This is a genomic window from Stutzerimonas kirkiae, from assembly GCF_004327335.1.
Lineage (GTDB): Bacteria > Pseudomonadota > Gammaproteobacteria > Pseudomonadales > Pseudomonadaceae > Stutzerimonas > Stutzerimonas kirkiae.
The window spans coordinates 71,095-97,138 of the sequence record NZ_QJUO01000012.1 but is presented as its reverse complement, the minus strand read 5'-3'; the positions used below and the strand labels follow the sequence as shown (position 1 = coordinate 97,138).

Annotated in this window: 25 protein-coding genes; 18 read left to right on the top strand and 7 right to left on the bottom strand. The window is 65.7% G+C overall.

The features are described 5' to 3' along the window. Positions 1-12 precede the first annotated feature (12 nt). The 12 genes from DNJ95_RS08910 (at position 13) to DNJ95_RS08855 (ending at position 12,740) form a co-directional block, all read left to right on the top strand. Positions 13-654, top strand: a complete 642-nt coding sequence (locus DNJ95_RS08910; RefSeq protein ID WP_131184370.1) for a MotA/TolQ/ExbB proton channel family protein — start codon at positions 13-15, stop codon at positions 652-654. Positions 655-718: 64 nt separating this feature from the next. Next, entirely contained in the window at positions 719-2,395 is a 1,677-nt protein-coding gene (locus DNJ95_RS08905; RefSeq protein WP_242671955.1) for a bifunctional metallophosphatase/5'-nucleotidase, read from the top strand. Next, positions 2,392-2,811, top strand: coding sequence for a cytidine deaminase (locus DNJ95_RS08900; RefSeq protein WP_131184368.1), 420 nt, complete (start codon positions 2,392-2,394; stop codon positions 2,809-2,811). Before DNJ95_RS08905 ends, DNJ95_RS08900 begins: the two co-directional genes overlap by 4 nt. A gap of 66 nt (positions 2,812-2,877) precedes the next feature. After that, the gene (locus DNJ95_RS08895; protein WP_131184367.1) at positions 2,878-4,143 is read left to right on the top strand and encodes a NupC/NupG family nucleoside CNT transporter; all 1,266 of its coding nucleotides are present in this window, start codon (positions 2,878-2,880) and stop codon (positions 4,141-4,143) included. Between the two features lie 31 nt (positions 4,144-4,174). Next, positions 4,175-4,951 carry a deoxyribose-phosphate aldolase gene (gene deoC, locus DNJ95_RS08890; RefSeq protein WP_131184366.1) on the top strand — a complete coding sequence of 259 codons (777 nt, stop codon included), beginning with the start codon at positions 4,175-4,177 and terminating at the stop codon, positions 4,949-4,951. Beyond that, a complete protein-coding gene (deoA, locus tag DNJ95_RS08885) occupies positions 4,951-6,270 on the top strand; it encodes a thymidine phosphorylase (RefSeq protein WP_131184365.1) in 1,320 nt (439 codons plus the stop codon). The genes deoC and deoA overlap by 1 nt, the downstream gene beginning before the upstream one ends. Next, positions 6,270-7,511, top strand: a complete 1,242-nt coding sequence (locus DNJ95_RS08880) for a phosphopentomutase (RefSeq protein ID WP_131184364.1) — start codon at positions 6,270-6,272, stop codon at positions 7,509-7,511. The genes deoA and DNJ95_RS08880 overlap by 1 nt, the downstream gene beginning before the upstream one ends. Position 7,512: 1 nt before the next feature. Then, positions 7,513-8,226: a purine-nucleoside phosphorylase gene (deoD, locus tag DNJ95_RS08875; protein ID WP_131184363.1), complete on the top strand. Its 714-nt coding sequence runs from the start codon at positions 7,513-7,515 to the stop codon at positions 8,224-8,226. A gap of 46 nt (positions 8,227-8,272) precedes the next feature. Beyond that, positions 8,273-9,235 (top strand): S1/P1 nuclease, encoded by a 963-nt coding sequence (locus DNJ95_RS08870; RefSeq protein WP_131184362.1) that lies wholly within the window; start codon positions 8,273-8,275, stop codon positions 9,233-9,235. A 77-nt stretch (positions 9,236-9,312) separates the two neighbouring features. Then, positions 9,313-10,413 carry an endonuclease/exonuclease/phosphatase family protein gene (locus DNJ95_RS08865; protein ID WP_131184361.1) on the top strand — a complete coding sequence of 367 codons (1,101 nt, stop codon included), beginning with the start codon at positions 9,313-9,315 and terminating at the stop codon, positions 10,411-10,413. Further along, positions 10,410-11,735, top strand: coding sequence for a TRZ/ATZ family hydrolase (locus DNJ95_RS08860; RefSeq protein WP_131184360.1), 1,326 nt, complete (start codon positions 10,410-10,412; stop codon positions 11,733-11,735). The genes DNJ95_RS08865 and DNJ95_RS08860 overlap by 4 nt, the downstream gene beginning before the upstream one ends. 384 nt (positions 11,736-12,119) lie before the next feature. Continuing rightward, positions 12,120-12,740 (top strand): TetR/AcrR family transcriptional regulator, encoded by a 621-nt coding sequence (locus DNJ95_RS08855; protein WP_131184359.1) that lies wholly within the window; start codon positions 12,120-12,122, stop codon positions 12,738-12,740. Positions 12,741-12,916: 176 nt separating this feature from the next. Here DNJ95_RS08855 and DNJ95_RS08850 read toward each other — a convergent pair whose 3' ends face one another. From DNJ95_RS08850 to DNJ95_RS08835, 4 genes are read right to left on the bottom strand one after another with little or no spacing between them, the layout of a single operon-like run. After that, the gene (locus DNJ95_RS08850; RefSeq protein ID WP_131184358.1) at positions 12,917-13,810 is read right to left on the bottom strand and encodes a ChaN family lipoprotein; all 894 of its coding nucleotides are present in this window, start codon (positions 13,808-13,810) and stop codon (positions 12,917-12,919) included. 10 nt (positions 13,811-13,820) lie between these two features. After that, positions 13,821-14,588, bottom strand: coding sequence for a heme ABC transporter ATP-binding protein (locus DNJ95_RS08845; RefSeq protein ID WP_131184357.1), 768 nt, complete (start codon positions 14,586-14,588; stop codon positions 13,821-13,823). Next, on the bottom strand, positions 14,588-15,625 hold the full coding sequence (locus DNJ95_RS08840) for a FecCD family ABC transporter permease (protein WP_131184356.1): 1,038 nt from the start codon (positions 15,623-15,625) through the stop codon (positions 14,588-14,590). The genes DNJ95_RS08845 and DNJ95_RS08840 overlap by 1 nt, the downstream gene beginning before the upstream one ends. Beyond that, positions 15,622-16,509 carry a heme/hemin ABC transporter substrate-binding protein gene (locus DNJ95_RS08835; protein WP_420824390.1) on the bottom strand — a complete coding sequence of 296 codons (888 nt, stop codon included), beginning with the start codon at positions 16,507-16,509 and terminating at the stop codon, positions 15,622-15,624. The genes DNJ95_RS08840 and DNJ95_RS08835 overlap by 4 nt, the downstream gene beginning before the upstream one ends. 292 nt (positions 16,510-16,801) lie before the next feature. Here DNJ95_RS08835 and DNJ95_RS08830 point away from each other — a divergent pair, with 292 nt between their 5' ends. The 6 genes from DNJ95_RS08830 to prmA all read left to right on the top strand — a co-directional run bounded on the left by DNJ95_RS08830 (position 16,802) and on the right by prmA (position 22,438). Beyond that, positions 16,802-17,137 carry a Rieske (2Fe-2S) protein gene (locus DNJ95_RS08830; RefSeq protein WP_131184354.1) on the top strand — a complete coding sequence of 112 codons (336 nt, stop codon included), beginning with the start codon at positions 16,802-16,804 and terminating at the stop codon, positions 17,135-17,137. Between the two features lie 60 nt (positions 17,138-17,197). Then, entirely contained in the window at positions 17,198-18,961 is a 1,764-nt protein-coding gene (locus DNJ95_RS08825; protein WP_131184353.1) for a protein-disulfide reductase DsbD, read from the top strand. Positions 18,962-19,139: 178 nt separating this feature from the next. Further along, positions 19,140-19,583, top strand: a complete 444-nt coding sequence (gene aroQ, locus DNJ95_RS08820; RefSeq protein WP_131184352.1) for a type II 3-dehydroquinate dehydratase — start codon at positions 19,140-19,142, stop codon at positions 19,581-19,583. 46 nt (positions 19,584-19,629) lie between these two features. After that, positions 19,630-20,088 carry an acetyl-CoA carboxylase biotin carboxyl carrier protein gene (accB, locus tag DNJ95_RS08815; RefSeq protein ID WP_131184351.1) on the top strand — a complete coding sequence of 153 codons (459 nt, stop codon included), beginning with the start codon at positions 19,630-19,632 and terminating at the stop codon, positions 20,086-20,088. 17 nt (positions 20,089-20,105) lie between these two features. Next, complete coding sequence (accC, locus tag DNJ95_RS08810; protein ID WP_131184350.1) at positions 20,106-21,455, top strand: acetyl-CoA carboxylase biotin carboxylase subunit; 1,350 nt, start codon at positions 20,106-20,108, stop codon at positions 21,453-21,455. Between the two features lie 104 nt (positions 21,456-21,559). Continuing rightward, on the top strand, positions 21,560-22,438 hold the full coding sequence (gene prmA / locus DNJ95_RS08805) for a 50S ribosomal protein L11 methyltransferase (RefSeq protein ID WP_131184349.1): 879 nt from the start codon (positions 21,560-21,562) through the stop codon (positions 22,436-22,438). 58 nt (positions 22,439-22,496) lie between these two features. Here the strand turns inward: prmA and murJ are convergent, their stop codons facing one another. From murJ to cyaY, 3 genes are all read right to left on the bottom strand, one after another. Continuing rightward, on the bottom strand, positions 22,497-24,035 hold the full coding sequence (murJ, locus tag DNJ95_RS08800) for a murein biosynthesis integral membrane protein MurJ (RefSeq protein ID WP_131184348.1): 1,539 nt from the start codon (positions 24,033-24,035) through the stop codon (positions 22,497-22,499). Positions 24,036-24,262: 227 nt separating this feature from the next. Then, positions 24,263-25,075, bottom strand: coding sequence for a bifunctional DNA-formamidopyrimidine glycosylase/DNA-(apurinic or apyrimidinic site) lyase (gene mutM, locus DNJ95_RS08795; protein ID WP_131184347.1), 813 nt, complete (start codon positions 25,073-25,075; stop codon positions 24,263-24,265). A 197-nt stretch (positions 25,076-25,272) separates the two neighbouring features. After that, positions 25,273-25,605 carry an iron donor protein CyaY gene (cyaY, locus tag DNJ95_RS08790; RefSeq protein WP_131184346.1) on the bottom strand — a complete coding sequence of 111 codons (333 nt, stop codon included), beginning with the start codon at positions 25,603-25,605 and terminating at the stop codon, positions 25,273-25,275. Positions 25,606-26,044: the final 439 nt, after the last annotated feature.

The following is a 26,044-nucleotide window of genomic DNA, read 5'->3' as shown; positions in this document are numbered from 1 at the left end:
AGGGGCCTCTAAATGAACATGGACCTGCTCCACGACATCACGTTCTACATCATGTACGGCGCCGCCGCGCTGGCCGCCTTCGTGGTGGTGGAACGCGGCATTTTCTTCTCCTATACCCTGGGCCGGGCGCGCAAGCTGGAAGCCGCCTTGCAACGGAAGGTGCGCGACTTCGACGATCTGCCGCAAGACCTGCGCAAGCGCGACAGCCTGCCACTGAGCCTGCTGCGCCAGTTGTTCGAAGGTCGCAAGGGCCTGAACACCCACAACGAACTGGAAGACCTCGGCCAGGCGATCTATATCTCCATGCGCGGAAAGCTCTCGCACGGCCTGTGGATTCTCGAGGCGGTAGTCGCCGCGGCACCGTTGCTCGGCCTGCTGGGCACCATCCTCGGCATCATCGATACCTTCAAGGCGCTGGCCGAGGCCGGTGTGTCCGACCCCGGCGAAGTGTCGCGCGGCATCGGCACCGCGCTCTACGCCACGGCCCTGGGTATCGCCATTGCCCTGGTCGGCCTGGTGTTCAACAGCCATCTGCAGGACCGGCTGGAGCTGATCAACGATCACCTGAAAATGCTTCTGCTGCGCGCCGGCATGGGTACGCCCTTCCCCGCGCCGTCGGTCCAGGCAGCCGCCGCCCCGCTACAGACCGCCTGAGGGACTTGCCAGAATGAGCAGTAGCAACCCTGTTCGCCCCTTCGTTTTGCTGTTAGGCGCGGCCATGTTGGCCGCCGGCTGCCGGTATGGAGAGACGACACCGGTTGAAATCAATGTGGTGGCCCTCAACGATTTCCACGGCAACCTGCTGAGCAGCCCGTTCAGCTACCCCGATCCGCAGGCCCCGGGCGGCGAAGTGACGCTCAAGGCCGGCGGTATCGAAGCGCTCAGCGGCCTGCTCGGCGAACTGCGCCGGGACGACCCCGAGCTGCTGCTGGTCGGCGCGGGCGACATGGTCGGTGGCAGCCCGCCGCTTTCCGCCATGTGGGCCGATGAACCCAGCCTGAAGGCGCTGGGGCTGCTGGGGCTCAGGTTCAGTACGGTCGGCAACCATGAGCTCGACCATGGCAAGGGCGAGTTGCTGCGCCAGCTTGAGGGCGGCTGTGATTCGCCGCGCCCGGAGCGGGCCTGCCAGCTCGACGAACACTACCAGGGCTCGAAGTTTTCCTACATCGCCGCCAACCTGATGGACAAGGCCAGCGGCACGAGCCTGTTCCCGGCCTACCGCATCGAACAGGTGCGCGGGGCGAAGGTCGCCTTCGTCGGCGCGGTGCTCGAAGAGCTCGACAGCACCGTCAGCGGCACGAGCATGCAGGGCCTGTACACGATCGACGAAGCCGACGCGATCAATGCTCAATTGCCGGAGCTGCGCGAACAGGGCGTCGATGCCGTCATCGCCATTATCCACCAGGGCGGCGAAACCCCCGAAGCCTTCGACAAACCCGATTGCAGCCAACTGAGCGGCGATGTCGTCGAGGTGGTCGAACGTCTCGATCCACAGATCAAAGTGGTGATCACCGGCCATACCCACCAGGGCTATCTGTGCCGGCTCGGCGAACGACTGGTCACCCAGGGCAGTTCCTACGGCCGGCTGGTTACCCACCTGAAGTTGACGCTCGACCCTCGGCGGCGGCAGTTGCTGGATGTCCAGGCGCACAACCTGGTGGTCGACCCCGAGCGCTACAGCGCCGCCGCCTCGCCGGAAATCGCCGAACTGCAACGGACGCTGCTGCAGCGCAGCCAAGCCCGGCTGGATCAGCCCGTGGCTCGCCTGGGTGCGCGCACCTTCGACCGGACCCTGAACGATGCAGGGGAATCGACCCTGGGCAGGCTGATCGCCAATGCACAGTTGGCAGCCACCCGCTCGCTGGGTGCCCAGGTGGCGTTCATGAACATGGGTGGCCTGCGTACCGACCTGCTGCTGGAGGATAGCCAAGACCAGGCCAACTATGGCCAGCTCGCCAGCATCCAGCCGTTCAACAATACGTTGACCATCCTCAGCCTCAGTGGCGCACAGTTGAGCGAACTGCTCGAACAGCAATGGCAGAGCGGCGGGCTGGGCTTCTACCCGCTGCAAGCGTCCTCTTCGCTGAGCTATCAATGGGACGACAGCCGCCCGCACGGCCACAAGATAGTGCCGCAAAGCCTGATGATCGAGGGTCTGCCGGTGCGCGCCGAAGGCTCTTACCGGGTCACGGTCAACTCCTTCCTGGCCGAGGGTGGCGACAACTTCAGCCAGTTGGCCAACGCCGGCGAACGCCTGGATACCGGTTTCAACGACCTGGAGGCGCTGGTCGGCTATCTGCAGGAGCGCGACCGGGCCGGCTCGCCGGCCGGAGCGGAGGAAGCCCGGGGGCGCATCCATAAAGTCGGCGCGAGCCTGTCGGAGGGGGCGCAATGAAGCGCAGCGACGAGTTGCAAGCGTTGTACGAACGATTGCTGCCGGAGGCCATCGAGGCGGCCGGCAAGGCCTGGTGCCCCCACTCGGACTTCCCGGTGGGCGCCGCCCTGATGACCGGCAACGGCGAAGTGGTCCGTGGCTGCAATGTGGAGAACGTCTCCTACGGGCTGACCAACTGTGCCGAACGCACGGCCCTGTTCAGCGCCATCAGCCAGGGCCTGGCGCCTGGCAGCTTCAGGGCAATGCTGGTGTATGCACCAAAAGTCGCAGTGATCTCGCCTTGCGGCGCCTGCCGCCAGGTCATGCTCGAACTGCTGGGCAGGGACTGCCCGGTTTTCTGTGTCGGCCACGATCCGCAGTCCGCCCGCGACTGGACGGTGGAGCAACTGCTGCCGGGGGCGTTCGATTCCTTATGAACATGTCATGCGGCCAGCCGTGACAAGGTTGCCGCGTTTTTCCTTTCCGTGGGGAGTCATCGAAACATGGCCTTTCTTGGCATCATCGTTCTGTTCCTGATCGCCTACGCGCTGTCATCCGCACGGCACGCGATCAACTGGCGCACAATCGTCGGTGCATTCGCCTTCCAGGTCGGTTTCGCCGCCTTCGCGCTCTATGTGCCCTGGGGACAGGGTGCGATGGAGTCGGTGTCCTCGGCGGTGTCCAACCTGGAGGTATACGCCAACCAAGGCATCGACTTTCTCTTCGGTGGCCTCAACGATAGCGCCCTGATGGGCCAGTTGTTCGGCAACCAGAGTTTCATCTTCGCCCTCAAGGTGCTGCCACTGATCGTCTTCTTCAGCGGCCTGATGGCGGTGCTCTACCACATCGGTGTCATGGGCCTGATCATTCGCGTGTTCGGCGGCTGCCTGGGCCGCGTGCTCGGCACCAGCCGCACGGAAACCATGTCGTCGGTGGCCAATATCTTCGTCGGCACCACCGAGGCGCCGCTGGTCATACGTCCTTTCCTGGCACGCATGACAGAGTCCGAACTGTTCTCGGTGGTGGTCTGCGGACTGGCCTCGGTGGCCGGCTCGGTGCTGCTCGGCTATGCCTCGCTGGGCATCGACATGCGCTACCTGATCGCCGCCAGCTTCATGGCGGCGCCCGGCGGCCTGCTGATGGCCAAACTGATGATCCCGGAAACCGAAAAGCCGCATGACGACCCGGCCGAGCACACCGAGTTCGAGGATCGCGAAAAGCCGGTCAACGTCATCGACGCCGCCGCCATCGGCACCGCCAATGGCCTGCAACTGGCGCTCAACGTCGGCGCCATGCTGCTGGTCTTCATCGCCCTGATCGCACTGCTCAACGGCCTGCTCGGCTGGCTCGGCGGCTGCTTCGGCCTGCCCGGGCTGAGCCTGCAGGCCATCCTTGGCTATCTGTTCGCGCCCCTGGCGTTCCTGCTCGGCATCCCCTGGAGCGAAGCGGTGCAGGCGGGCAGCCTGATCGGCCAGAAGCTGGTGCTCAACGAGTTCGTCGCCTATGTACAGATGGCGGCGATGATAGACCCGGTACGGGCCGCGGCCCAGGGTGTGGAGGTACTGTCGGCGCACAGCCAGGTGATCATCACCTTCGCCCTCTGCGGTTTCGCCAACCTGTCGTCGATCGGCATCATCATCGGCGGCATGGGCGTGATGGCGCCGAACCGCCGCCAGGACCTCGCGCGGCTGGGTCTCAAGGCAGTGCTCGCCGGAACCCTGGCCAATCTCATGAGCGCGGCGATAGCCGGCCTCTTCGTCTCTCTTTGATCCGAACCTACTGAATGCATGTGAACACGCAATGACAAACAACGATGAAACGCTCGCTCGCAAGGTAATCGCCCTGCTCGACCTTACTTCACTGAACGATACCGATGATGACGCGCGCATCGTGCAGCTCTGCCATAAAGCCATGACAGCGGTCGGCCCGGTCGCCGCCGTCTGTGTATTCCCGCGCTTCGTCGCCCTGGCGCGGCGCACTCTCGACCGGATCGGCGGCCAGGGCGTTGCGGTGGCCACCGTGTGCAACTTTCCCGCCGGCACCGCGAACCTGCCCGATGTACTGGCCGAAATCCGCCAGGCGCTGGAGGACGGCGCCAGCGAGATCGACGTGGTCTATCCCTATCGCGCGCTGCTGGCCGGCGATGCCGCCAGCGGCTTCACCCTGGTCGCCGCCTGCAAGGCCCTTTGCGAGGGGCGCGCGCTGCTCAAGGTGATCCTCGAAACCGGCGAGTTGAACGACCCCGTGCTGATCCGCAATGCCAGCCAGGATGCCATCGCCGCCGGCGCCGATTTCATCAAGACCAGCACCGGCAAGGTCAAGGTCAACGCCACCGCCGAGGCGGCGCAAATCATGCTCGCCTGCATTGCCGACAGCGATGCCACAGTCGGCTTCAAGCCGGCCGGAGGCATGGCCACGCTGGCCCAGGCGCTGGTCTACCTGTGGCTGGCCGAGCGCCTGCTCGGCAGCCAGTGGGTCGGCCCCCGGCACCTGCGCTTCGGTGCCTCCAGCCTGCTCGACGACCTGCTGCGCAAGGCGGGCCACGAGCCGCTCGCGCCGACGCAAGGAGGCTACTGATGGACTGGCTGCCACAGGAAGCGATCCGTCGCAAACGCGACGGCAAGGCACTCAGTGAAAGCGACATCCAGCGCTTCATCGCCGGCATCACCGATTGCAGTATCAGCGAAGGGCAGGCCGCGGCGTTCGCCATGGCCGTGCTGCTCAAGGGCATGAATGTCGAGGAACGTATCGCACTGGCGACCGCCATGCGCGATTCCGGCCGGGTACTGAGCTGGAAACTGCCCGGGCCGGTGGTCGACAAGCACTCCACCGGCGGCATCGGCGACCTGGTCAGCCTGCCGCTGGCACCGCTGCTGGCGGCCTGTGGCTGCTATGTGCCGATGATTTCCGGGCGAGGCCTCGGCCATACCGGCGGCACCCTGGACAAACTCGACAGCATTCCCGGCTACGACAGCCAGCCGAGCCTGGAGCGCTTGTACCAGGTGGTGGCCGAGGTCGGTTGCGCGATCATCGGCCAGACCAGCGACCTCGCCCCAGCCGACAAGCGCCTCTATGCGATCCGCGATGTCACCGCCACGGTGGAGTCGATCGACCTGATCGTCGCCTCGATCCTCAGCAAGAAGCTGGCGGCCGGCCTCGATGTACTGATGATCGACGTCAAGGTAGGCAACGGCGCCTTCATGGCCCATGACGAGGATGCCCTGGCGCTGGCCGAAAGCATCGTCGCGGTGGCCAACGGCGCCGGCGTGCGCACCCGTGCGCTGATCACCGACATGAGCCAGCCGCTGGCGCGCTCGGCGGGCAACGCCCTGGAAGTGGAGGAAGCCATCGCCCTGCTGCGTGGCGAAGTGCGCAGCCAGCGGCTGTGGGACGTGACCCTGGCGCTGGCCGAGCAGACATTACTCTGCGCCGGCCTCGCCAGCAGCGCCGAACAGGCCCGTGAGCGCCTGCTCGAGGCCTGGGCCAGTGGCGCCGCACTGCAGCGCTTCAGCCAAATGGTCAGTGCCCTCGGTGGCCCGGGCGATCTGGTCGAACGACCACAGGACTATCTGCCACAGGCACCGGTGGTGATACCGGTGCAGGCGCCGCGGGAAGGGCTGGTGCAAAGCATCGACACCCGCGCGGTGGGCCTCGCGGTCGTCGCCCTGGGCGGTGGCCGGCGGCGGCCACAGGACGGCATCGACACCGCGGTGGGGCTGAGCGGGCTGGCCTTCCCCGGCGAACGCGTCGGCCCCGATCGCCCGCTGGCACAGGTACACGCCCGCACCCGGCAACAGGCCGAGCAGGCCGCCGCCGCACTGCTGAACGCCTACCGGGTGGCCAACGCAGCGCAGGACACCCGCCAACTGATCTCCCACCTGTGCCTGGAGGCCTGATGAAACGCGCCCTGCTATTGGTCCTCGATTCCTTCGGCATCGGCGCCAGCGCCGATGCCGGACGCTTTGGCGATGCCGGAGCCAACACCCTGCTGCATATCGCCCAGGCCTGTGCCCACGGTGCCGCCGATACGGCCTCGCGCCAGGGGCCGTTGGCCCTGCCCAACCTGGCGCGGCTGGGCCTCGGCCATGCCGCGGCGCTCAGCGGCGGCGAGTTCCCGCCGGGCTTCCAGGCCGGGATAAAGGTCGAAGGCGCCTACGGCTATGCCCGCGAGCTGTCCAGCGGCAAGGACACGCCATCCGGCCACTGGGAAATGGCCGGCGTGCCGGTACTGTTCGACTGGGGCTATTTCGCCGACCGTGAGAACAGCTTCCCAGCCGAATTGCTCGACAGCCTGATAAAACGCGGGGGCCTGCCGGGCATCCTCGGCAATTGCCACGCCTCGGGCACCACCATCATCGAGCAACTGGGCGACGAGCACGTGCGCAGCGGCAAGCCGATCCTCTATACCTCCGCCGACAGCGTGCTGCAGATCGCCGCCCACGAGGAGCATTTCGGCCTCGAGCGGTTGCTGGCGCTATGCGAACTGGCCCGTGAGCTGTGCGACCCCTACAACATCGGCCGGGTCATCGCCCGGCCATTCCTCGGTGACGGCCCGGCGACCTACGCGCGTACCGGCAACCGCCGCGACTACGCCGTGCCGCCACCCGCACCGACCCTGCTCGAACGCCTCTGCGCCAGCGGCGGCCAGGTCCATGCGGTAGGCAAGATCGGCGACATCTTCGCCCACCAGGGCATCAGCCGCCTGTACAAGGCCAACGGCAACGAGGCGCTGTTCGACGCCACCCTGCAGGCCTTGCGCGATGCCCCAACCAACACCCTGGTGTTCAGCAACTTCGTCGACTTCGACATGCTCTATGGCCACCGCCGCGACATCGCCGGCTATGCCGCCGCGCTGGAGGCCTTCGACCGGCGCCTGCCGGAGCTGCTGGCGCAGATGCGGCCAGGCGACCTGCTGCTGCTCGCCGCCGACCACGGCTGCGACCCCAGTGCAGCGGGCAGTGACCACACTCGCGAACATATCCCCGTACTCGCGTGGGGCAACGGCGTGCGCGCCGGCAGCCTCGGCGAACGGGAAACCTTTGCCGATATCGGCCAGACCCTGGCCGATTTCTTCGGGCTGCCGCCGTGCTCCCATGGGCGGTCTTTTCTTTCCACTGCCTCCACCGGAGATGCCTGACATGCCGACTCCACACATCGCCGCCCAGATGGGCGACTTCGCCGAAACCGTGCTGATGCCCGGCGACCCACTGCGCGCGAAGATGCTCGCCGACACCTACCTCAGCGACGTCAGGCAGGTCAACGGAGTGCGCAACATGCTCGGCTACAGCGGCCTCTACCAAGGCCGGCCGGTCTCGGTGATGGGCTCCGGAATGGGTATCCCGTCACTGTCGATATATGCCCACGAACTGTTCAGCCAGTTCGGCGTCGAGCGCATCGTCCGCGTCGGCAGTTGTGGCGCCACCCAGCCGCACGTCAGGCTGGGCGAACTGGTGATCGGCATGGGCGCGAGCACCGACTCGATGGTGAACCGCAAGCGCCTGGGCGGCTTCGACTTTGCCGCGATCGCTGATTACCGCCTGCTCGAGCGCGTGGTGCGGACCGCCGATGCACGTGGCCAGAAGCTGCATGTGGGCAACGTATTCTCTGCCGACCTGTTCTACGAGCCGGACCCGGCGCTGTTCGAACGCATGCAGAAAATGGGCATCCTCGCCGTGGAGATGGAAGCGGCCGGGCTCTACGGCGTCGCCGCCGAACTGGGCAAGCAGGCCCTGACCGTGCTGACCGTCAGCGACCATATCCTCACCGGCGAAAAACTCTCCGCGCAGCAACGCCAGGATGACTTCCACGACATGCTGCGCCTGACCCTCGACGCCCTGCTCACCACACCATGACCCACGGCGGCGCCAGCCAGCGCCACGCAAAAGGAGAATCAGAGCAATGAAAGCGAACACATCCTTGCATACCGGCCTGCTGCTGGTCGTCGGCCTGTGGGCCGGCGAAGCCATGGCCTGGGGCCAGCAGGGCACCGCCCTGGTCGCCGAACTGACACAGCGCCAGCTCGCGCCACAGGCCAGGGCCGAAGCCACACGCCTGCTCGGGCTGATCAAGCAGAGCGAATTGGCGACGGTGGCCAACTGGGCCGGCAACCTGGACAAGAACCCGCAGACCAGGGAGCTATGGGAGAAGACCCGCGATGAACGACGGGTGCCCTACCAGGCCGACGACTGCCAGTACCAGCCGCCGCGCGACTGCCCGGGCGGGGTCTGCACGGTCGCCGCCATCGAGCGCAACCAGGCCACCCTGGCCGACCCCGAGGCGCCGGACCAGGCACGGCTGATGGCGTTGCTGTTCCTGCTGCAACATGTCGCCGACATCCACTCGCCATTGAACAACAGCTTCAAGGACGATCAGGGCGGGGAAGGGTTCCCGGTGCGCGCCGGCAACCGCAACTACAACCTGCGCCAGGTATGGGACGACTTCCTGCTCTCCACCGCGAAACTGGACATCGGCGCCTACGCCGACAAGCTGCACAAGGATCTGCCCGCGGCGGGCGCGGCCAGCCCCGCGGAGTGGTCGCAGGAATCCTGCCGGATCGTCCGCGACGCCGACATCTACCCCAAGGCAGTCAGCACCCGCAAGCTGCCGACCCGGCAATACGACGACAATGACGACGGCGGCATCGACTACGCGGCGAAAAACCTGGAGTACAACCGCACCGGCAAGGAATACAGCCGTGGTGACAAATTGATGAACGAGAATACCAAGCGCGGTAACGACACCATCGACGCCCGCTACATGAAGAAATTCGTCCCGCTCGCCGAGCAGCGCGTCGAACTGGCCGCCGCCCGCCTGGCGCGCCTGCTCGACCAGGCCCTGACGGCCGGCCAGCCGGCCCGCTGACCCCGTTGTGTACAGCCGGCCAGCGTCTGTCCGGGCTGGCCGGTGGTCATTCCTTTGCCCGTTGGAAGTGATTCCCCATGAACCCTCTACGTCCGCTCGCCCTGCTATTGCTGACCATCCTCGCCCTCGCGGGCTGCCTTTCCTCCACGGCCCCGCAACCCGGCGAGTTGCGCGTGTCACTGATGACCTACAATGTCGAGAACCTGTTCGACACCGCCCACGACCAGGGCAAGGACGACTTCACCTACCTGCCGCTCAGCGTCAAGCTGGCCAATCCCGACTACCTGGCCGCCTGTGACAGGATCAGCGTCCCGCAGTGGCGCCAGGAATGCCGGCAGAATGACTGGAACGACGCGTTGCTGGCCGAGAAGCTGGAGCGCCTGAGCGCGGTGATCGGCCAGGTCGGGCATGGCCGCGGACCGGACATCCTGCTGCTGCAGGAAGTGGAAAACCTCGACGTGGTCGAGCAGTTGAACGCCCGCCTGGACCAGGCCGGCTACCAGACCCGGGTGCTGCTCGAAGGCTGGGACGAACGAGGTATCGACAACGCCGTGCTCAGTCGCCTGCCTCAGTGGGACGCCCCCATCCTGCACCAGGTGCCATACCGTGCCGAAGGCGGCGACCCGCAACAGAAGACCGGCAAGACACGCGGTATTCTCGAAGTGCGCCTGCTGCTGCCGGACGGCCAGAAAGCCTCGGTATTCGCCGTACACCTGCCCTCCGGTGGCGGCCCCGGCTACCTGCGGCGCCAGGCGGTCGAGTACCTCGCCGAGTTGAAAAGCCGACTGCCGGCCGACGTGCTGCCGATCGTCGGCGGCGACTTCAATATCAACGCCGGCGAAGAGCTGCAACACGGCTATATCGCCCAGGGCCTGGCCCGCGACTGGAGCGTCTCGCACCTGATCGGCTGCGCCGGCTGCAAAGGCAGCTACTACTACCACGCACTGCGCCAATGGTCGTTCTTCGACATTTTCCTGTTCCCCCGGGAAATGCTCGACGACGGCTTCAACGGCTGGCAAGTCGATACGGCGAGCATCCGCCTGGCGCACAAGCACCGCTACCAGGTGAACAAATGGGGCTCGCCGGCACGTTTCGCAGGCGGCGAGCATGACGACGGCGTATCCGACCACTGGCCGCTGTACGCGGAAATATTCCGTAGCCAGGAGCCTGCCCGATGACCGCCGGAACCCCGCTCGACCTGATTCTGCTACCCACTTGGCTGGTGCCGGTCGAACCCGCCGGCGTGGTCCTCGAAGGCCACGGCCTGGGCATCCGCGACGGGCGCATCGCACTGATCGCACCGCGTGAGCGATTGCTGCAAAGCCCCACCCGGGAGCTACGCGAACTGACAGGCATGTTGCTGGCCCCGGGACTGGTGAATACCCACGGTCACGCGGCGATGAGCCTGCTGCGCGGCATGGCCGATGACCTGCCGCTGATGACCTGGCTGGAACAGCATATCTGGCCGGCGGAAAGGCGCTGGGTCGACCAGGCGTTCGTCCACGACGGCACCGCCCTGGCCATCGCCGAACAGATCAAGAGCGGAGTGAGCTGCTTCTCCGACATGTATTTCTACCCGCAGGTGGTCGCCGAGTTGGTGGAGAAAACCGGTGTGCGGGCGCAGATCACCCTGCCGATACTGGACTTCCCGATCCCCGGAGCGGCGGATAGCGAAGCAGTGCTGCGCGACGGCCTGCCACTGTTCGAGAAACTGCGCGGGCACCCGCGCCTGCGCATGGCGTTCGGCCCGCACGCGCCCTATACGGTCGGCGACGCCAGCCTGCTGCGGGTGCGCGACCTGGCCCGCGAATACGGCGCGGGCATCCAGATGCACGTGCATGAAACCGCCGACGAAGTCGCCGCCGCCGTGCAGGCCGGCGGGGAACGGCCACTGTCACGACTGGCGCGGCTCGGGTTGCTCGGGCCGCACTTTCAGGCGGTGCACATGACGCAGATCGACGACAGCGACATCGACCTGCTGCGGGACAGCGGCACCCACGTGCTGCATTGCCCCGAATCCAACCTCAAGCTGGCCAGCGGTTTCTGCCCGGTGGAGAAACTCTGGCAAGCTGGCATCAATATCGCCGTCGGCACCGATGGCGCGGCGAGCAACAACGACCTCGACCTGCTCGGCGAAACCCGCACCGCGGCACTGCTGGCCAAGGCGGTGGCCGGCTCGGCCACCGCGCTGAACGCCCACAACGCGCTGCGCATGGCCACCCTGAACGGTGCGCGGGCGCTGGGCATGGCTGAGCAAACCGGCTCGCTGGAAGTCGGCAAGGCTGCCGACCTGGTCGCCTTCGACCTCTCCGGCCTCGCCCAGCAGCCGCTCTACGACCCGGTTTCGCAGTTGATCTACGCCAGTGGCCGCGACTGCGTAAGACACCTGTGGGTCGCCGGCGAACAATTGCTCGATGACGGGCGTTTGCTGCGCCAGGACGAACAGCGCCTGCTCGCCAATGCCCACGCCTGGCAGGCCCGGCTGGCGCAGCAGGCATGAGCGGTGGAGCACCCCGCGCACGGCAGACGGGCCTACAGGCTGGGTGATCGTGCTCTGGCTCGTTGATAGCGGATTGGCAAAGGGGTATCTGGCGATGAAGCGTACTGCGTGACCTCGGAGTCATCGTATCGGTGCGAATGCCAGGTGGCGGAATGGGGTACGCGTGAATACCTCCCTGTAGCCCTTCGCCGCCATCCCTGGGGCGCGAAGGCCCCCCGCCACCAGGCATCCGCACAGCCACTAGCGGCGCCGTCTGACAGAAAAAGCCTGAGAAACCGCAATCCTCACGAATGAGGCGGCACGGTATTGGCAGGCTGCCGGTGGTACTGAATTCGACCGATGTTTCGGTTAGTCTTGGTCCATGGAACCAAGCCTGGGGATGGAATGACAAACCACAAGATCAACATTCGCCGCAAAAACGTCGAGAAAATCCTCCTGGCCGCCGAAAAGGTCTTCGCCGAACAGGGCCATGCCGGCACGTCGATGGCCGACATCGCCAGGCATGCCGACCTGCCGCGCTCCAACCTGCACTATTACTTCAGCACCAAGGACGAGTTGTACCGTGAAGTGCTGGTCAACCTGCTCAGCGTCTGGGAGCGGGAGGGCGCCTGCTTCGTGCACTTCGACGATCCACGGGTGGTGCTGACCAGCTATATCCGTGAAAAGATGACCCACTCGCGCACCCGCCCACACGGCTCCAAGCTCTGGGCCAACGAGATCATGCACGGTGCGCCGCTATTCCGCGACATCCTCGACGAGCACCTGTTCGCCGGTGCCAAGTTCAAGGAAAACAAGATCCGCCAGTGGGTGGAGGAAAAACGCATCCGCCCGGTGGAGCCTTCGGCGCTGCTCTACATGATCTGGGCCTCGACCCAGCACTACGCCGACTTCGATTACCAGGTCACCGCGCTGAACGGCCATCAGCCGCTCTCCGACCAGCAGTTCGAGCAGGCAGTGCAGACCATCACCGCGGTGATATTGCGCGGGATCGGCCTGGAGCCCTGACGCGCCAGCGGCACGAATACCCGGCAGCACGCGGTGACAGCCGTGGCCATTGCCTGCGTCCTGCGCAAACCCAGGGATGGAGTGAATGCCGCAAGCCCGTCGGCAACGGGCGCGGCCTGACCGGGAGGAATTTCTCGCTCGCGACAACGCGGCTTGCGCCGAAACGGCAACAGGCCCTAGCGCGCCGGCTCCTGCCGCAGCTTCTCACAGTGATCCTGCGCCGGCAGCGCCGCGCTGTACCAGACGAAATCGGCCTGGTTAGCCGTCACGCGCTTGCCGACCTCCGCCAGGATCAGCACCTGGGTACCCGCCTCGCCGCCAAGATCCCGCAGATGCAACGGCACCCCCAGGTCGCGGCGGACATGATAGGCCCCGGCGAACAGCAGCGCGGGAAGCGGCGCCGCCAGCAGCGCCTCGGCCATGCGCCGGTCACGTTGCTGCTGGATGGCCAGCATCGCCGGCATCCGGCTTTCCGGCAACAGCCCGCAGTGTGCCTCGCGGACCTGCCGCAACAGGGCCTGGCGAACGGGCGCCGCCGTCGATGCGCTGCCGGCCAGCGGCGGTTGCTCCTGGTAGATGCGCATCATCTCGCCATGCTCCAGATTGGCCGCCAGCAATGGGTAGGGCTGCCGCAGCGCATGGCGAACCAGGGGCCCGTACAGCGCCCAGTCCCAGCCCCTGGCCCAGGCCAGTTCGCCCTGCAGGTCCGTCACCGCCTGGCCGCTGGCCAGCCGCGCCTTGACCGCGTCCACCGCGCCCTGCTGGTCGGGCGTCAGCATCTCCAGCAACAGAGCGCCCTGCTCCCTGCGCGTCGCCAGGGCCTGTAGCAGCCAGACCTGCAGCGCATGATGGTCCGGATTGTCATGCTGCTCGCCGACCAGCACCCGCGGGGCCGCCGCCAGGCGCTCGAGCAACTGGGCGGGCGCCAACCACTCGCCGCTACGCAGATCGCGAATGCGCCCCAGGTCGGCATGCTCGCGTCCCAACGGGCTCTGCCACTCGGGCAACGCGGGCAGGTTCGCCTGGCAGGCCGAAAGCAGCAGCAGTAAAAACAACGGCACACAGCGCATGGCTAACCCCCTAACGTGCGATGACAAGCGGGTGGCCCCGCTCGGGATGGCGCTGGACCAGGACATCCAGGCCGAACACCGCCTTCAGCGGAGCGGGCCGCAAGACCTCCTCGGGCGTACCCGCGACATGCACGCCGCCGCTGGCCAGTAGCAACAGTCGGTCGCAATAGCGCGCCGCCAGGTTCAGGTCATGCAGGATGACCAGTACCGCCCCGCCACTGCGCGAGAACGCCCGCACAGCCCCCAGGGTGCTGTGCTGGTGCAGGGGGTCGAGCATGGAGGTCGGCTCATCGAGCAACAGCACGCTGCCCTCTCCTGCCGGCCAGAGCTGTGCCAGCACCCGGGCAAGGTGCACGCGCTGCCGTTCCCCACCGGACAGCGTCAGGTAGTTGCGCTCGGCCAGGTGCGCGGCATCCGCGGCATCCAGCGCCTCCAGCAGCGCCTGCTGGTCGATGTGCCTGCCGGTGGCGTGGGGCAGCCGTCCCATCTCGACTACCTCATGCACACGGAAAGCGAAATTCAACGTCGATATCTGCGGCAGCACCGCCAGGCGCCGCGCCCGCTCCGGGCCGTGCCAGTCATCCAGCGCTCGGCCAGCCAGCGACACGCTTCCCTCACTGGCCGGCAACTCCCCGCAGAGCGCACCTAGCAAGGTGCTTTTACCGGCCCCGTTGGGGCCGAGGACACCCAATACCTCCCCGCTCGACAGGCAAAAGTCGACGCCGCTCAGCACCGCCTCGGCACCGCGCCGGACCCCCAGCCCTTCGACTCTCAGCATCAGGCGCGCCCCTTGAGCAATAGGAACAGGAAAAACGGCGCGCCGATCAGGGCCGTGACGATACCGATCGGCAGTTCGGCGGGAGCCAGGGCCAGCCGCGCCAGCAGATCGGCCAGCAGCAGCAGGCTGGCGCCGGCCAGGGCCGAGGCCGGCAGCAATACCCGATGATCCGGCCCCACCAGCAGCCGTACCAGGTGCGGTACCACCAGGCCGATGAAACCGATCATGCCTGCCGCCGCGACCGCAGCGCCGACGCCCAGCGCCGTACAGAACACCAGCTCACGCTTGACGCGCTCCACCTCGAACCCCAGGTGACGGGCCTCCGACTCCCCCAGCAACAGGGCATTCAGCGCCTTCGCCCGGCGTGGTAGCCACAGCGACACGCCGAGGGTGACCAGCAACAGCGGCCAGAGACGGGCATAGCTGGCACCGTTCAGGCTGCCCAGGTTCCAGAAGGTCAGGGTGCGCAGCGTGGCATCGTCGGCCAGGTAGGTGAACAACCCGATCGCCGCCCCGGCCAGCGCGGTCAACGCGATCCCCGCCAGCAGCATGGTCGCCACATGGGTCTGGCCGTCGCGGCGGCCGAGGCGATAGACCAGCGCGGTCACCCCAAGCCCCCCAGCGAAGGCACAGGCGGACAGCAGATAAGGCTCCAGCGCCGCGGGAATGCCGCCGAACAACGAACCGCCGACGATAGCGAAGGCCGCGCCCAGCGCGGCGCCGCTGGAAACCCCGATCAACCCGGGATCGGCCAGCGGGTTGCGGAACAGCCCCTGCATCGCCACCCCGGACAGCGCCAGCACGGCACCGACCGCCAGCCCCAGCAAAGTACGCGGCAGGCGAATCTGCCCCAGGATCAGTTCCGCCTGCTCCAGCCCCTGCGGGGCAATCGGCAGGCCGACGATGCGCAAGGCCGCCCGCAGGGTATCGCCCAGCGGCAGGCTGACTGGCCCGAGCGCCAGCGATAGCCACAGCGCCGCCAGCAAGAGGCCGATCAACGCACAAAAGAGGGTCCGGGGGGAAAGCAGGCGGGTCATGGCGCCCCGTCAGCCAGTGGCGGCTGTTGCGGATAGAAGGCCGCCGACCAGCTTGCCAGGGTTTCCAGGGTTCGCGGTCCGAGCCCGCCGACCAGCAGGGTCGGGTCGATCACCAGTACGCGCTCCTCGCGCACCGCCCGGCTGGCGGCCAGCCCGGGGTTCTGCGCCAGCACCGCCTTGAGCACTTCGACTCCGCGCAGGCTGCGGTCGGTCACCAGCAGCACTTCCGGATTCAGCGCCGCCAGCGCTTCGCTGGAAAACGCCTTGTAGCCGGGATGGCTGGCCAGATTGTGCCCACCGGAATGCTCCAGCAGCCAGTCCGCCGAAGTGCCTGAGCCTGCCACCAGCAGATTGCCGCCGCCCTGCCCGACCAGCAGCAGCACGCCCGGCACCGCCTGGCTGCGCTGCGCTTCCCGTAGCCAATGCGCCTGACGCGCCAGCCTGGCGTCCAGATCGGCCAGCACGGCCTCGGCACGCTCGGGCTCGCCCAGCAATTCACCCAGGCGCCGCACATTGCCTTGCAGTGCAGTCAGGTCACCGGCGGCGGACAGACGCTCGATCCGTACGCCTGCGGCCCCGAGTTGTTCCAGCACCGGCGGCGGCCCCATTTCCTCGCTCCCCACCAACAGGTCGGGGCGCAGGGCGAGAATCCCCTCCGCCGCCAACTGGCGCTGATAGCCGATACTGGGCAGCTCCCTCAGTGACGACGGTTGCTGGCTGGTACTGTCGACGCCGACCAGGCGCTGCTCCGCCCCCAGGGCCACCACCCACTCACTGATCGCCCCGCCGGCGCTGACCCAGCGTTGCGGCGATTCCGACTGGGCCAGGGCAGCCTGCGCCAGCAATGACAGTCCCACTCCACAGCAAAAGGCTCGTATACGCACCATCTATCGCTCCAGGCTTCATCATCCGCACAGTTGATTATTACTAGCATTTAAAAGTCAACCGATTGTGCCGCAGTTTTAATGAAACCAGGGTAAGCACACCATCGGGCACCTCGCGCCAAGATGCTTCCATAAAAGCGCTGGAGGCTGGAGAAAATCCGTGGGCACTCTCGGGCATGGACGGTACTCTTCGTTCAGCCCGCTCCTCACGGCCCTTCGAGTGCAGGGTGCGGCTGGATCAACCCTGCCCGCCACGGGATAATTCACGGCCCGCCTCCCAGGAAGTCAACGCATGATCCCACTCTGCCATTCGACGGAACTGCCGGAAGGCCAGAGCCGAAGCTTTACGGTGAACGGCCTGGCACTCATGGCGATACGTCAGCATGGCCTGGCCCATGTCTATGAAAACCACTGCCCGCACCGGGGTGTGCGTCTCGATTGGCAGGCCGGGCGCTTTCTCGACCAGAGCGCCAGCATGATCCAGTGCGCCCACCACGGCGCACTGTTCCTGATCGAAAGCGGCGAGTGCGTTGCCGGCCCCTGCAGCGGCGATTTCCTGCGACAACATCCCTGTATCGAGCATGATGGCAGTATCTGGTTGCAAAGCCTGCCGCAGCGCGACAGTTGAAACCGCGCAGCCCGCCGCAGGCTTGGTTATCATGTAGCCATCATCAACGGTGAGATTCCCATGCGCAGACTGCTGAGCCTGTGGCTACTGCTGTTCATCCTGCCCGCCGGCGCGGCGGGCCTGTTCGATAATCGCCCCAGCCCGTCCCTGGGCGCCCCGCTGAACAATAGCGCGGATTTCCTGCCGGTACGCGAAGCCTTCCGCCTGAGCCTGGTCAGCGTCGAGGAAGGCCAGGCGCGGCTGCGTTTCACCAATGCGCCGGGTTACTACCTGTACCGCCACCGGCTGCAATTCAAGAGCAGCGACGCCGCCGTCAGCCTCGGCCAGCCACGTTTGCCCGAGGCCCAGCCCAAGGTCGACGAGTACTTCGGCGAAGTCGAGGTCTACTACGGCATCACGGATATCATCATTCCCTTCGAGAATCCCGAAAACCGCCCAGTGGCGCTCCAGGTTTCCTATCAGGGCTGTGCCGACAAGGGGCTGTGCTACCCGCCGGAAACCGAAACCCTGCAACTCACAGGAAATGCGCCGGACGACAGCGCGGGCAGCGGCGCGAATGCGGCAGAGCCGGGAGTCTCCTGGACATCGCTGGCACTGTTCTTCCTCGCCGGGCTGGGCCTGACCTTCACCCCATGCGTACTGCCGATGCTGCCGATCCTCTCGGCTGTGGTCCTGCACGGCCGGAACGGCGGGCTGCGCAGTTTCCTGCTGGCCCTGGCCTATGTATTGCCCATGGCCGGCGGCTTCGCCGTACTGGGCGCATTGATGGGATTGTTCGGCGCCGAACTGAACCTGCAGGCACGCCTGCAATCACCATGGGTGCTGGTGCCATTCGCGCTGTTCTTCGCGCTGTTCGCCCTGGCCATGTTCGGCCTGTTCGAACTGCGCCTGCCGCAGGCCCTAAGCGGCAGGCTGGACAGACTGGCCGGCAATGCCAGGGGCGGCTCCTTCTTCGGCGCGGCACTGCTCGGCAGCCTGTCCAGCCTGCTGGTATCGCCCTGCGTCTCCGCCCCCCTGGCCGGGGCGCTGCTCTATATCAGCGCCAGTGGCGACGCCTGGGGTGGCGGGCTGAAACTCTTCGCCCTCGGCCTGGGCATGGGCGCGCCACTGATCCTGTTCGCCACCGGCGGCGGCACCCTGCTGCCGAAAAGCGGCGCCTGGATGGTCACGGTACGCAACGCCTTCGGCGTATTGTTGCTGGCCGTCGCCGTCTGGATGCTCGAACGGGTGCTGCCCGGGCCACTGGCCCTGGCGCTCTGGGGGCTGCTGGCGGCCGGCACGGCGCTGTTCCTCGGCACCCTGGAGCTGACCCCGAAGACACCCCGGCAGAAACTGGCGCAGTTGCTCGGGCTGGTGTTGCTGGCCTATGCCCTGGCGGCCTGGACCGGCGCCCTTCAGGGCGGCTCCGACCCGTTGCGCCCCTTGCCACGAGCAGCCGTCCTCGCCGGTGGCCAGCAGAGCTGGCATGAAGTTTCCACCCCCGCCGGCCTTGACGCCCAACTGGAAGCCGCACGCAACTCGGGCCAGCCACTGCTGCTGGACTGGTATGCGGACTGGTGCATCAGTTGCAAGGTGATAGAGCGTGAAGTGCTGAATGCCCCCGAGGTGGTCGAACGGTTGCAGGACTATCGCCTGATCCGCTTCGATATCACCGCAAGCAACGCCGCGCAGCGCGCCCTGCTGGATCGCCACAAGCTGTTCGGGCCACCGGCCCTGCTGTTCTTCGACCGCCAGGGCAGGGAAATCGTCGAAGCCCGCGTGGTCGGCGAAATAGACCGGCCCGGCTTCGTCGAGCGCCTGAACCTGGCCGGGCAGCGCCTCTAGCAGCCTGCCGGGCCTGAGGCTGTTACGCTGCGAGGGTCTGCTGCCATCTCCAGCCATAATGCGGACATTTACCGCGAACACGGCTTGACTGGACAGTCAGCACAGCCTTCGGGCATAGTTTCCATCTTTTTTCCGGCGACGCTCCGCAAGCGCCGCGACAGAACAACAAGGAATACCCATGGCCACGATCCTGGTTCTGCATGGCCCCAACCTGAATATGCTCGGCGTCCGCGAGCCGGGTGTCTATGGCGCCACCAGCCTCGAACGGATCGACCAGGATCTGCAACGGCGCGCCGCCGACGCCGGGCATCGACTGGTCTGCCTGCAATCGAACGCCGAGCACGAGCTGATCGATCGCATCCACGCCGCGCATGGCGAAGGCGTCGACTTCATCCTGATCAACCCGGCCGCCTTCACGCACACCAGCGTCGCATTACGTGACGCATTGCTGGCCGTGAGCATCCCATTCATCGAAGTGCACCTGTCGAACGTGCACAAGCGTGAATCTTTCCGTCATCACTCCTACTTCTCCGACGTGGCGGTAGGGGTGATCTGCGGTCTTGGCGCCAGCGGTTACCGCCTGGCACTGGAAGCCGCCCTGGAACAACTCGCTGCTTCCTGAGGAAGCCAGCGCAAACCTATAGCACTCACCTGGGAGTCACTGCTTCATGGATATTCGCAAAGTCAAGAAACTGATCGAACTGCTGGAAGAGTCCGGCATCGACGAACTGGAGATCCACGAGGGCGAAGAGTCCGTACGCATCAGCCGCCACAGCAAGCAACCGGCCTATGCCCAGCAACCGATCTATGCCCCGGCCCCGGCCGCCCCCGCTCCGGTCGCAGCCGCTGCGCCCATCGCCGCCGACGCCGCCCCGGCCGCACCGAAACTGAACGGCAACGTGGTCCGCTCGCCGATGGTCGGCACCTTCTACCGTGCGCCCTCGCCTGAGTCCGCCAACTTCGTCGAAGTCGGCCAGACCGTGAAGAAAGGCGACATCCTGTGCATCGTCGAAGCGATGAAAATGATGAACCACATCGAGGCCGAAGTCAGCGGCACCATCGAATCCATCCTGGTGGAGAATGGTCAGCCGGTCGAATACGACCAGCCGCTGTTCACCATCGTTTGAACTGCGGAGAGCCTGCGATGTTGGAAAAAGTACTGATCGCCAACCGCGGCGAGATCGCCCTTCGCGTCCTGCGTGCCTGCAAGGAACTGGGCATCAAGACCGTCGCGGTGCACTCCACCGCCGACCGTGAGCTGATGCACCTGTCCCTGGCCGACGAATCCGTCTGCATCGGCCCGGCGCTGGCGACCAACTCCTATCTGCATATCCCGGCGATCATCGCCGCTGCGGAAGTGACCGGCGCCACGGCAATCCACCCCGGCTACGGCTTCCTGGCGGAGAATGCCGATTTCGCCGAACAGGTCGAGAATTCGGGCTTCGTCTTCATCGGCCCGAAAGCCGACACCATTCGCCTGATGGGTGACAAGGTCTCGGCCAAGGACGCCATGAAGAAAGCCGGCGTCCCCACCGTTCCCGGTTCCGACGGCCCGCTGCCCGAAGACGAACAGGAAGCCCTGCGCATCGCCCGCGAAGTCGGCTACCCGGTCATCATCAAGGCCGCCGGTGGCGGCGGTGGCCGCGGCATGCGCGTGGTCCACCAGGAAGAAGACCTGATCAAGTCGGCCAAGCTGACCCGCACCGAAGCCGGCGCAGCCTTCGGCAATTCGATGGTCTACCTCGAGAAATTCCTCGGCAACCCGCGCCACGTGGAAGTCCAGATACTGTCCGACGGCCAGGGCAACGCCATCCACCTCTACGACCGCGACTGCTCGCTGCAACGCCGTCACCAGAAGGTACTGGAAGAAGCGCCCGCCCCGTTCATCGACGAGAAGGCCCGCGCCGAAGTCCTCAAGCGCTGCGTCGATGCCTGTATCGAGATCGGCTATCGCGGTGCCGGCACCTTCGAGTTCCTCTACGAAGACGGCCGCTTCTACTTCATCGAGATGAACACCCGCGTGCAGGTCGAGCACCCGGTCACCGAAATGGTCACCGGCATCGACATCGTCAAGGAAATGCTCAATATCGCCGCCGGCAACAAGCTGTCGGTCAAGCAGGAAGACGTGATCCTCCGCGGTCACTCGCTGGAATGCCGGATCAACGCGGAAGACCCCTCGAACTTCCTGCCCTGCCCCGGCAAGGTCAAGCATTTCCATGCCCCGGGCGGCAATGGCGTACGTGTCGATTCGCACCTGTACAGCGGCTACAGCGTTCCGCCGAACTACGACTCGCTGATCGGCAAGCTGATCACCTACGGCGCCACCCGCGACGAGGCCATGGCCCGTATGCGCAACGCGCTGGACGAGATCGTGGTCGACGGCATCAAGACCAACATCCCCTTGCATCGCGACCTGACCCGCGACAAGGGGTTCTGTGAAGGCGGCGTGAACATCCATTACCTGGAAAAGAAACTGGGTATGGACAAGCACTAAAAGCATCCCTAAAAGACGACAGAAGCGCTGGAGGCTGGAGGCTGGACGAGAAAGCGACGACTCGTCCGGCCTCCAGCCTCCAGCCGTTTTTCATGAGGTTTTTTATGCCCTGGCTACAAGTCCGCCTTGCTATCACCCCCGACCAGGCCGAGGTCTACGAAGACGCCCTGCTGGAAGCGGGCGCGGTATCGGTGACCTTCATGGATGCCGAAGACCAACCGATCTTCGAGCCCGACCTGGGCACCACCCCGTTGTGGAGCAACACCCACCTGCTGGCGTTGTTCGAGGAGAGTACCGACGAAGCCGAACTGCTCGGCCACCTCAGCGTACTGACCAGCGGCGCCTTGCCGAGCTACCAGATCGAGCGCATCGAGGACCAGGACTGGGAGCGTAGCTGGATGGACAACTTCCAGCCGATGCGTTTCGGCCGACGCCTGTGGATCGTGCCGAGCTGGCACGCAGCGCCGGATGCCGACGCGGTCAACCTGCTACTCGACCCCGGCCTGGCATTCGGTACCGGCACCCACCCCACGACCGCCCTGTGCCTGGAATGGCTGGATGGCCAGGAGCTGGACGGCCTGGACGTGCTCGATTTCGGTTGTGGCTCGGGCATTCTCGCCATTGCCAGCCTGCTGCTGGGCGCGCGCCGTGCCGTAGGCACGGATATCGACGTGCAAGCCCTGGAAGCCTCCCGCGACAACGCCGGGCGCAATGGCATCGAGGCCGAGCGCTTCCCGGTCTACCTGCCCGAGCACCTGCCGCAGCAGCAGGCCGACATCCTGGTCGCCAATATCCTCGCCGGGCCGCTGGTGGCGTTGTCCACGCAAATCGCCAGCCAGATACGCTCCGGCGGCAAGCTGGCCTTGTCCGGCATCCTCGCCGAGCAGGCCGAGGAAGTCCGCGCTGCCTATGACAAGTATTTCGAGCTGGACCCGACCGCGGAAAAGGATGGCTGGGTCAGGATCAGCGGTATCCGCCGTTGACGGCTAACGCACCCCGGGACCCAGGGTGCGCCAGGCGCACCTGAACGATCGCGCCCAGCTACGCCACGGAGCGACGGGCGAAGTCACCGGGGCGAAAGCCCAGCAGCGCCAGGCTACCGAAGTAAGCCGCCAGCCCCAGCAGCACCAGGCCGCCCAGGCGCAGCAGACGCAGCGCCATGCCGCCCTCATCCCAGGCCGGCATGTAGTGCAAGGCCAGCAGCAATGCACCGACCATCACCGCCACCGCCAGCAGCAGCTTGAGAAGGAACCGCCCCCAGCCTGGCAGCGGCCGGTAGTAACCGCCCTTGCGCAGGTGCCAGAACAGCAGCCCGGCATTCAGGCAGGCGCCGAGGCCGATCGCCAGGGCCAGGCCGGCATGGGCCAGCGGGCCGATCAGCAGCAGATTGAGCAATTGCGTCACCAGTAGCGTGACCAGCGCGATCTTCACCGGCGTGCGCATGTTCTGCCGCGCATAGAAGCCCGGCGCCAGGATTTTCACCAGGATGATCCCCAGCAGCCCCACCGAATAGGCGATCAGCGCCTGCTGGGTCATCTGCGCATCGTGGGCGGTGAACTTGCCGTACTGGAACAGCGACACCGTCAGCGGCTCGGCCAGCACCGCCAGCGCCAGCGCACTGGGCAGCGCCAGCAGGAAGCACAAGCGCAGGCCCCAGTCCAGTAGCCGCGAATACTCCGCATGGTCCGCCCGCGCATGGGTACGCGACAGCGCCGGCAGCAGGATGGTGCCCAGCGCCACCCCCAACACGCCGCACGGCAGCTCCATCAGCCGGTCGGCGTAGTACATCCAGGACACCGAACCGGCCACCAGGAACGAGGCGAAGGCGGTGTTGATGATCAGCGAGATCTGGCTGACCGAAACACCGAAGATCGCCGGCCCCATCAGCTTCAGCACCCGCCACACCCCCGTGTCGCGCCAGTTCAGGCGTGGCAGCACGAGCATGCCGATCTTCTTCAGGTGCGGCAGTTGCCAGCACAGTTGCAGCACACCTCCGGCCAGCACCGCCCAGCCCAGGGCCATGATCGGCGGGTCGAAGTACGGCGCCAGCAACAGCGCGAAGACGATCATGCTGAGATTCAGCAGGGTCGGCACGAAGGCCGGCACCGAGAAGCGGTTCCAGGTATTGAGCACCGCCCCGCTCAGCGAGGACAGCGAGATCAGCAGGATATAGGGGAAGGTCACTCGCAACAGGTCGACGGTCAGCTCGAAACGCTCGGCCTCGTCGGCGAAACCCGGCGCGGAAATCCACACGATCCAGGGTGCCGCCAGCATGCCGAGCAGCGTGACCAGCGCCAGCACCAGGGTCAGCAGGCCGCTGACATAGGCGAGGAAGGTGCGCGTCGCCTCCTCACCCTGCTGGGTCTTGTATTCGCCCAGGATCGGCACGAAAGCCTGGGAGAAGGCGCCCTCGGCAAAGATGCGGCGCAGCAGGTTGGGCAACCTGAAGGCGACCACGAAGGCATCGGAGGCCACGCCGGCGCCGAAGATACGGCCGATGATGGTGTCGCGAACGAAGCCCAGCACACGGGACAACATCGTCAGTGAACTGACAGCGGACAGCGACTTGAGCAGATTCATGGAATACCTTTCTGGCGCAGAGTGTAGTACAGCAGTACAGCCATGGGCTCCATCGCGCTATGCGCGGTAAACAGCCGACAAGAGCGCTGGAGGCTGGACGAGAGAGCGTGGCGTCAGTGTTTTTCGTCCAGCTTCCAGCCTCCAGCGCTTTTATCGAAGCGCCTTGCCCAATGAATGACAGCATAGCGCGATCGCCCCGGGCTTCAGGCATAGCACTTGGGCCGGGATCAACGTTGGCAACGCGGGCAATAGACGCTGGAGCGTTGCCCCAGGCGGACTTCGCGCAGGGTGGTGCCGCAACACTTGCAGGGTTGCCCGCCACGACCGTAGACGAACAGCTCCTGCTGGAAATAACCGGGCTTGCCATCGCCGCCGACGAAATCGCGCAGGGTAGTGCCGCCACGCTCGATGGCATGCGCCAGCACGCGCTTGATCTCTGCGCCAAGCTTCAGGTAGCGCGCCCGCGAAACCGTACCGGCGACCCGGTTGGGGTCGATACCGGCGGCGAACAGCGCTTCGCTCGCATAGATATTGCCGACGCCGACCACCACCGCGTTATCCATGATGAACGGCTTGATCGCCATGCTGCGCCCGCGCGAGGCCTGGAACAGCCGGTCGCCATCGAAGACCTCGCTCAGCGGCTCCGGACCGAGCCGCGCCAGCAGTTCATGACTGGCCGGGTCGAGGCTCCAGAGCAGCGCACCGAAGCGCCGCGGGTCGGTATAGCGCAGCGCCAGGCCCGACTCCAGCAACAGGTCGACATGCTCATGCCGCGCCGCCGGCAGGTCGCCCGGCACCAGGCGCAGGCTGCCGGACATGCCCAGATGGGCGATCAGCGTACCCGTCTGCGCACCGATCAGCAGGTACTTGGCGCGCCGCTCGACGCGCTCGATACGCTGGCCGGACAGGCGGATATCCAAGTCCTCGGGGATCGGCCAGCGCAAGCGCCGCTCACGCACGATCACACGCTCGACGCGCTGCCCGACGAGATGCGGTTCGATACCGCGACGGGTGGTTTCGACTTCGGGAAGTTCCGGCATGGCTATTGGCCTGTCATTGAACGGGATTTCACAGGCATCCCTTACAAGGGGCGGTAGGAAAACGGACAAGGGCGCGATGGGTAGAAGCAGCCATGAGATGGGCGCTGTCGTAGGCTGCGCCAGGCGCACCGACAAGCCAGAGATTGCGCTTCCAGCCCATGGATTCAAGCTTCCAGTTGCTCCTCACCCTAATGATTTCAGAGGTCTTCGAAGTCCAGGCCTTCCCCGCCCTGTTCCAGCGTGGCGCGGCTCAGCAGATCGCCAAGGCGCTCGCCGCTGGTGTCGCAGAGCCATAGCTGCTCCGACTCGTCGTAATCGAAGTGAAAACCGCCCGATCGCGCGGCGACCCACAACTGCAGCAAGGGTGCCTGGCGACTGAGGATAAGCTGGCTACCATTGTCGAAACGCACGGTCAGCACACCGCCGGAATTCTCCAGATCGACATCCAGCCCGCTGTCGTCGAAAACGTCCTCGACCGCTTCCTGTACGGCATCGACCAGATCATGAAAACGGGCTTCGCTGAGACTCATGGTATTCCTCGGAAAAAGACTGTCGAACGGCTGGCGAGCTTAGGGGCTGTCAGGCCCGATCGCAACAGCTCCAGGCGGCAAACTCATGCAGCGGGAAAAAGCCTCGAGGCGGCGCTGTGTGCATGGGGCATCGTGGCACAGCGACGATGCAACCTTTTGCACTGTCCGGCGCTTCCCCTTGCCATGCGGCGGAGCGCTTGCCGCTCGAAGCCTGTATGGAGCCACAACCCGGAACTTTCGATATCCATCCCGGGCGCGAGAAGATAAAAATCAAAATCATTTATCAAATGACTTGACTGGGCAATGATAATCGTTATTATTCGAGACAGCTGATCGCGAGATCGGCCAGATAGGCTGGAAGCCGGGCATCGGTCTTTCAGGTTATCTCCTCATCAGGCTAATCACGGTTTTGACCCGGCTCTTGCCGGGTCTTTTTTTT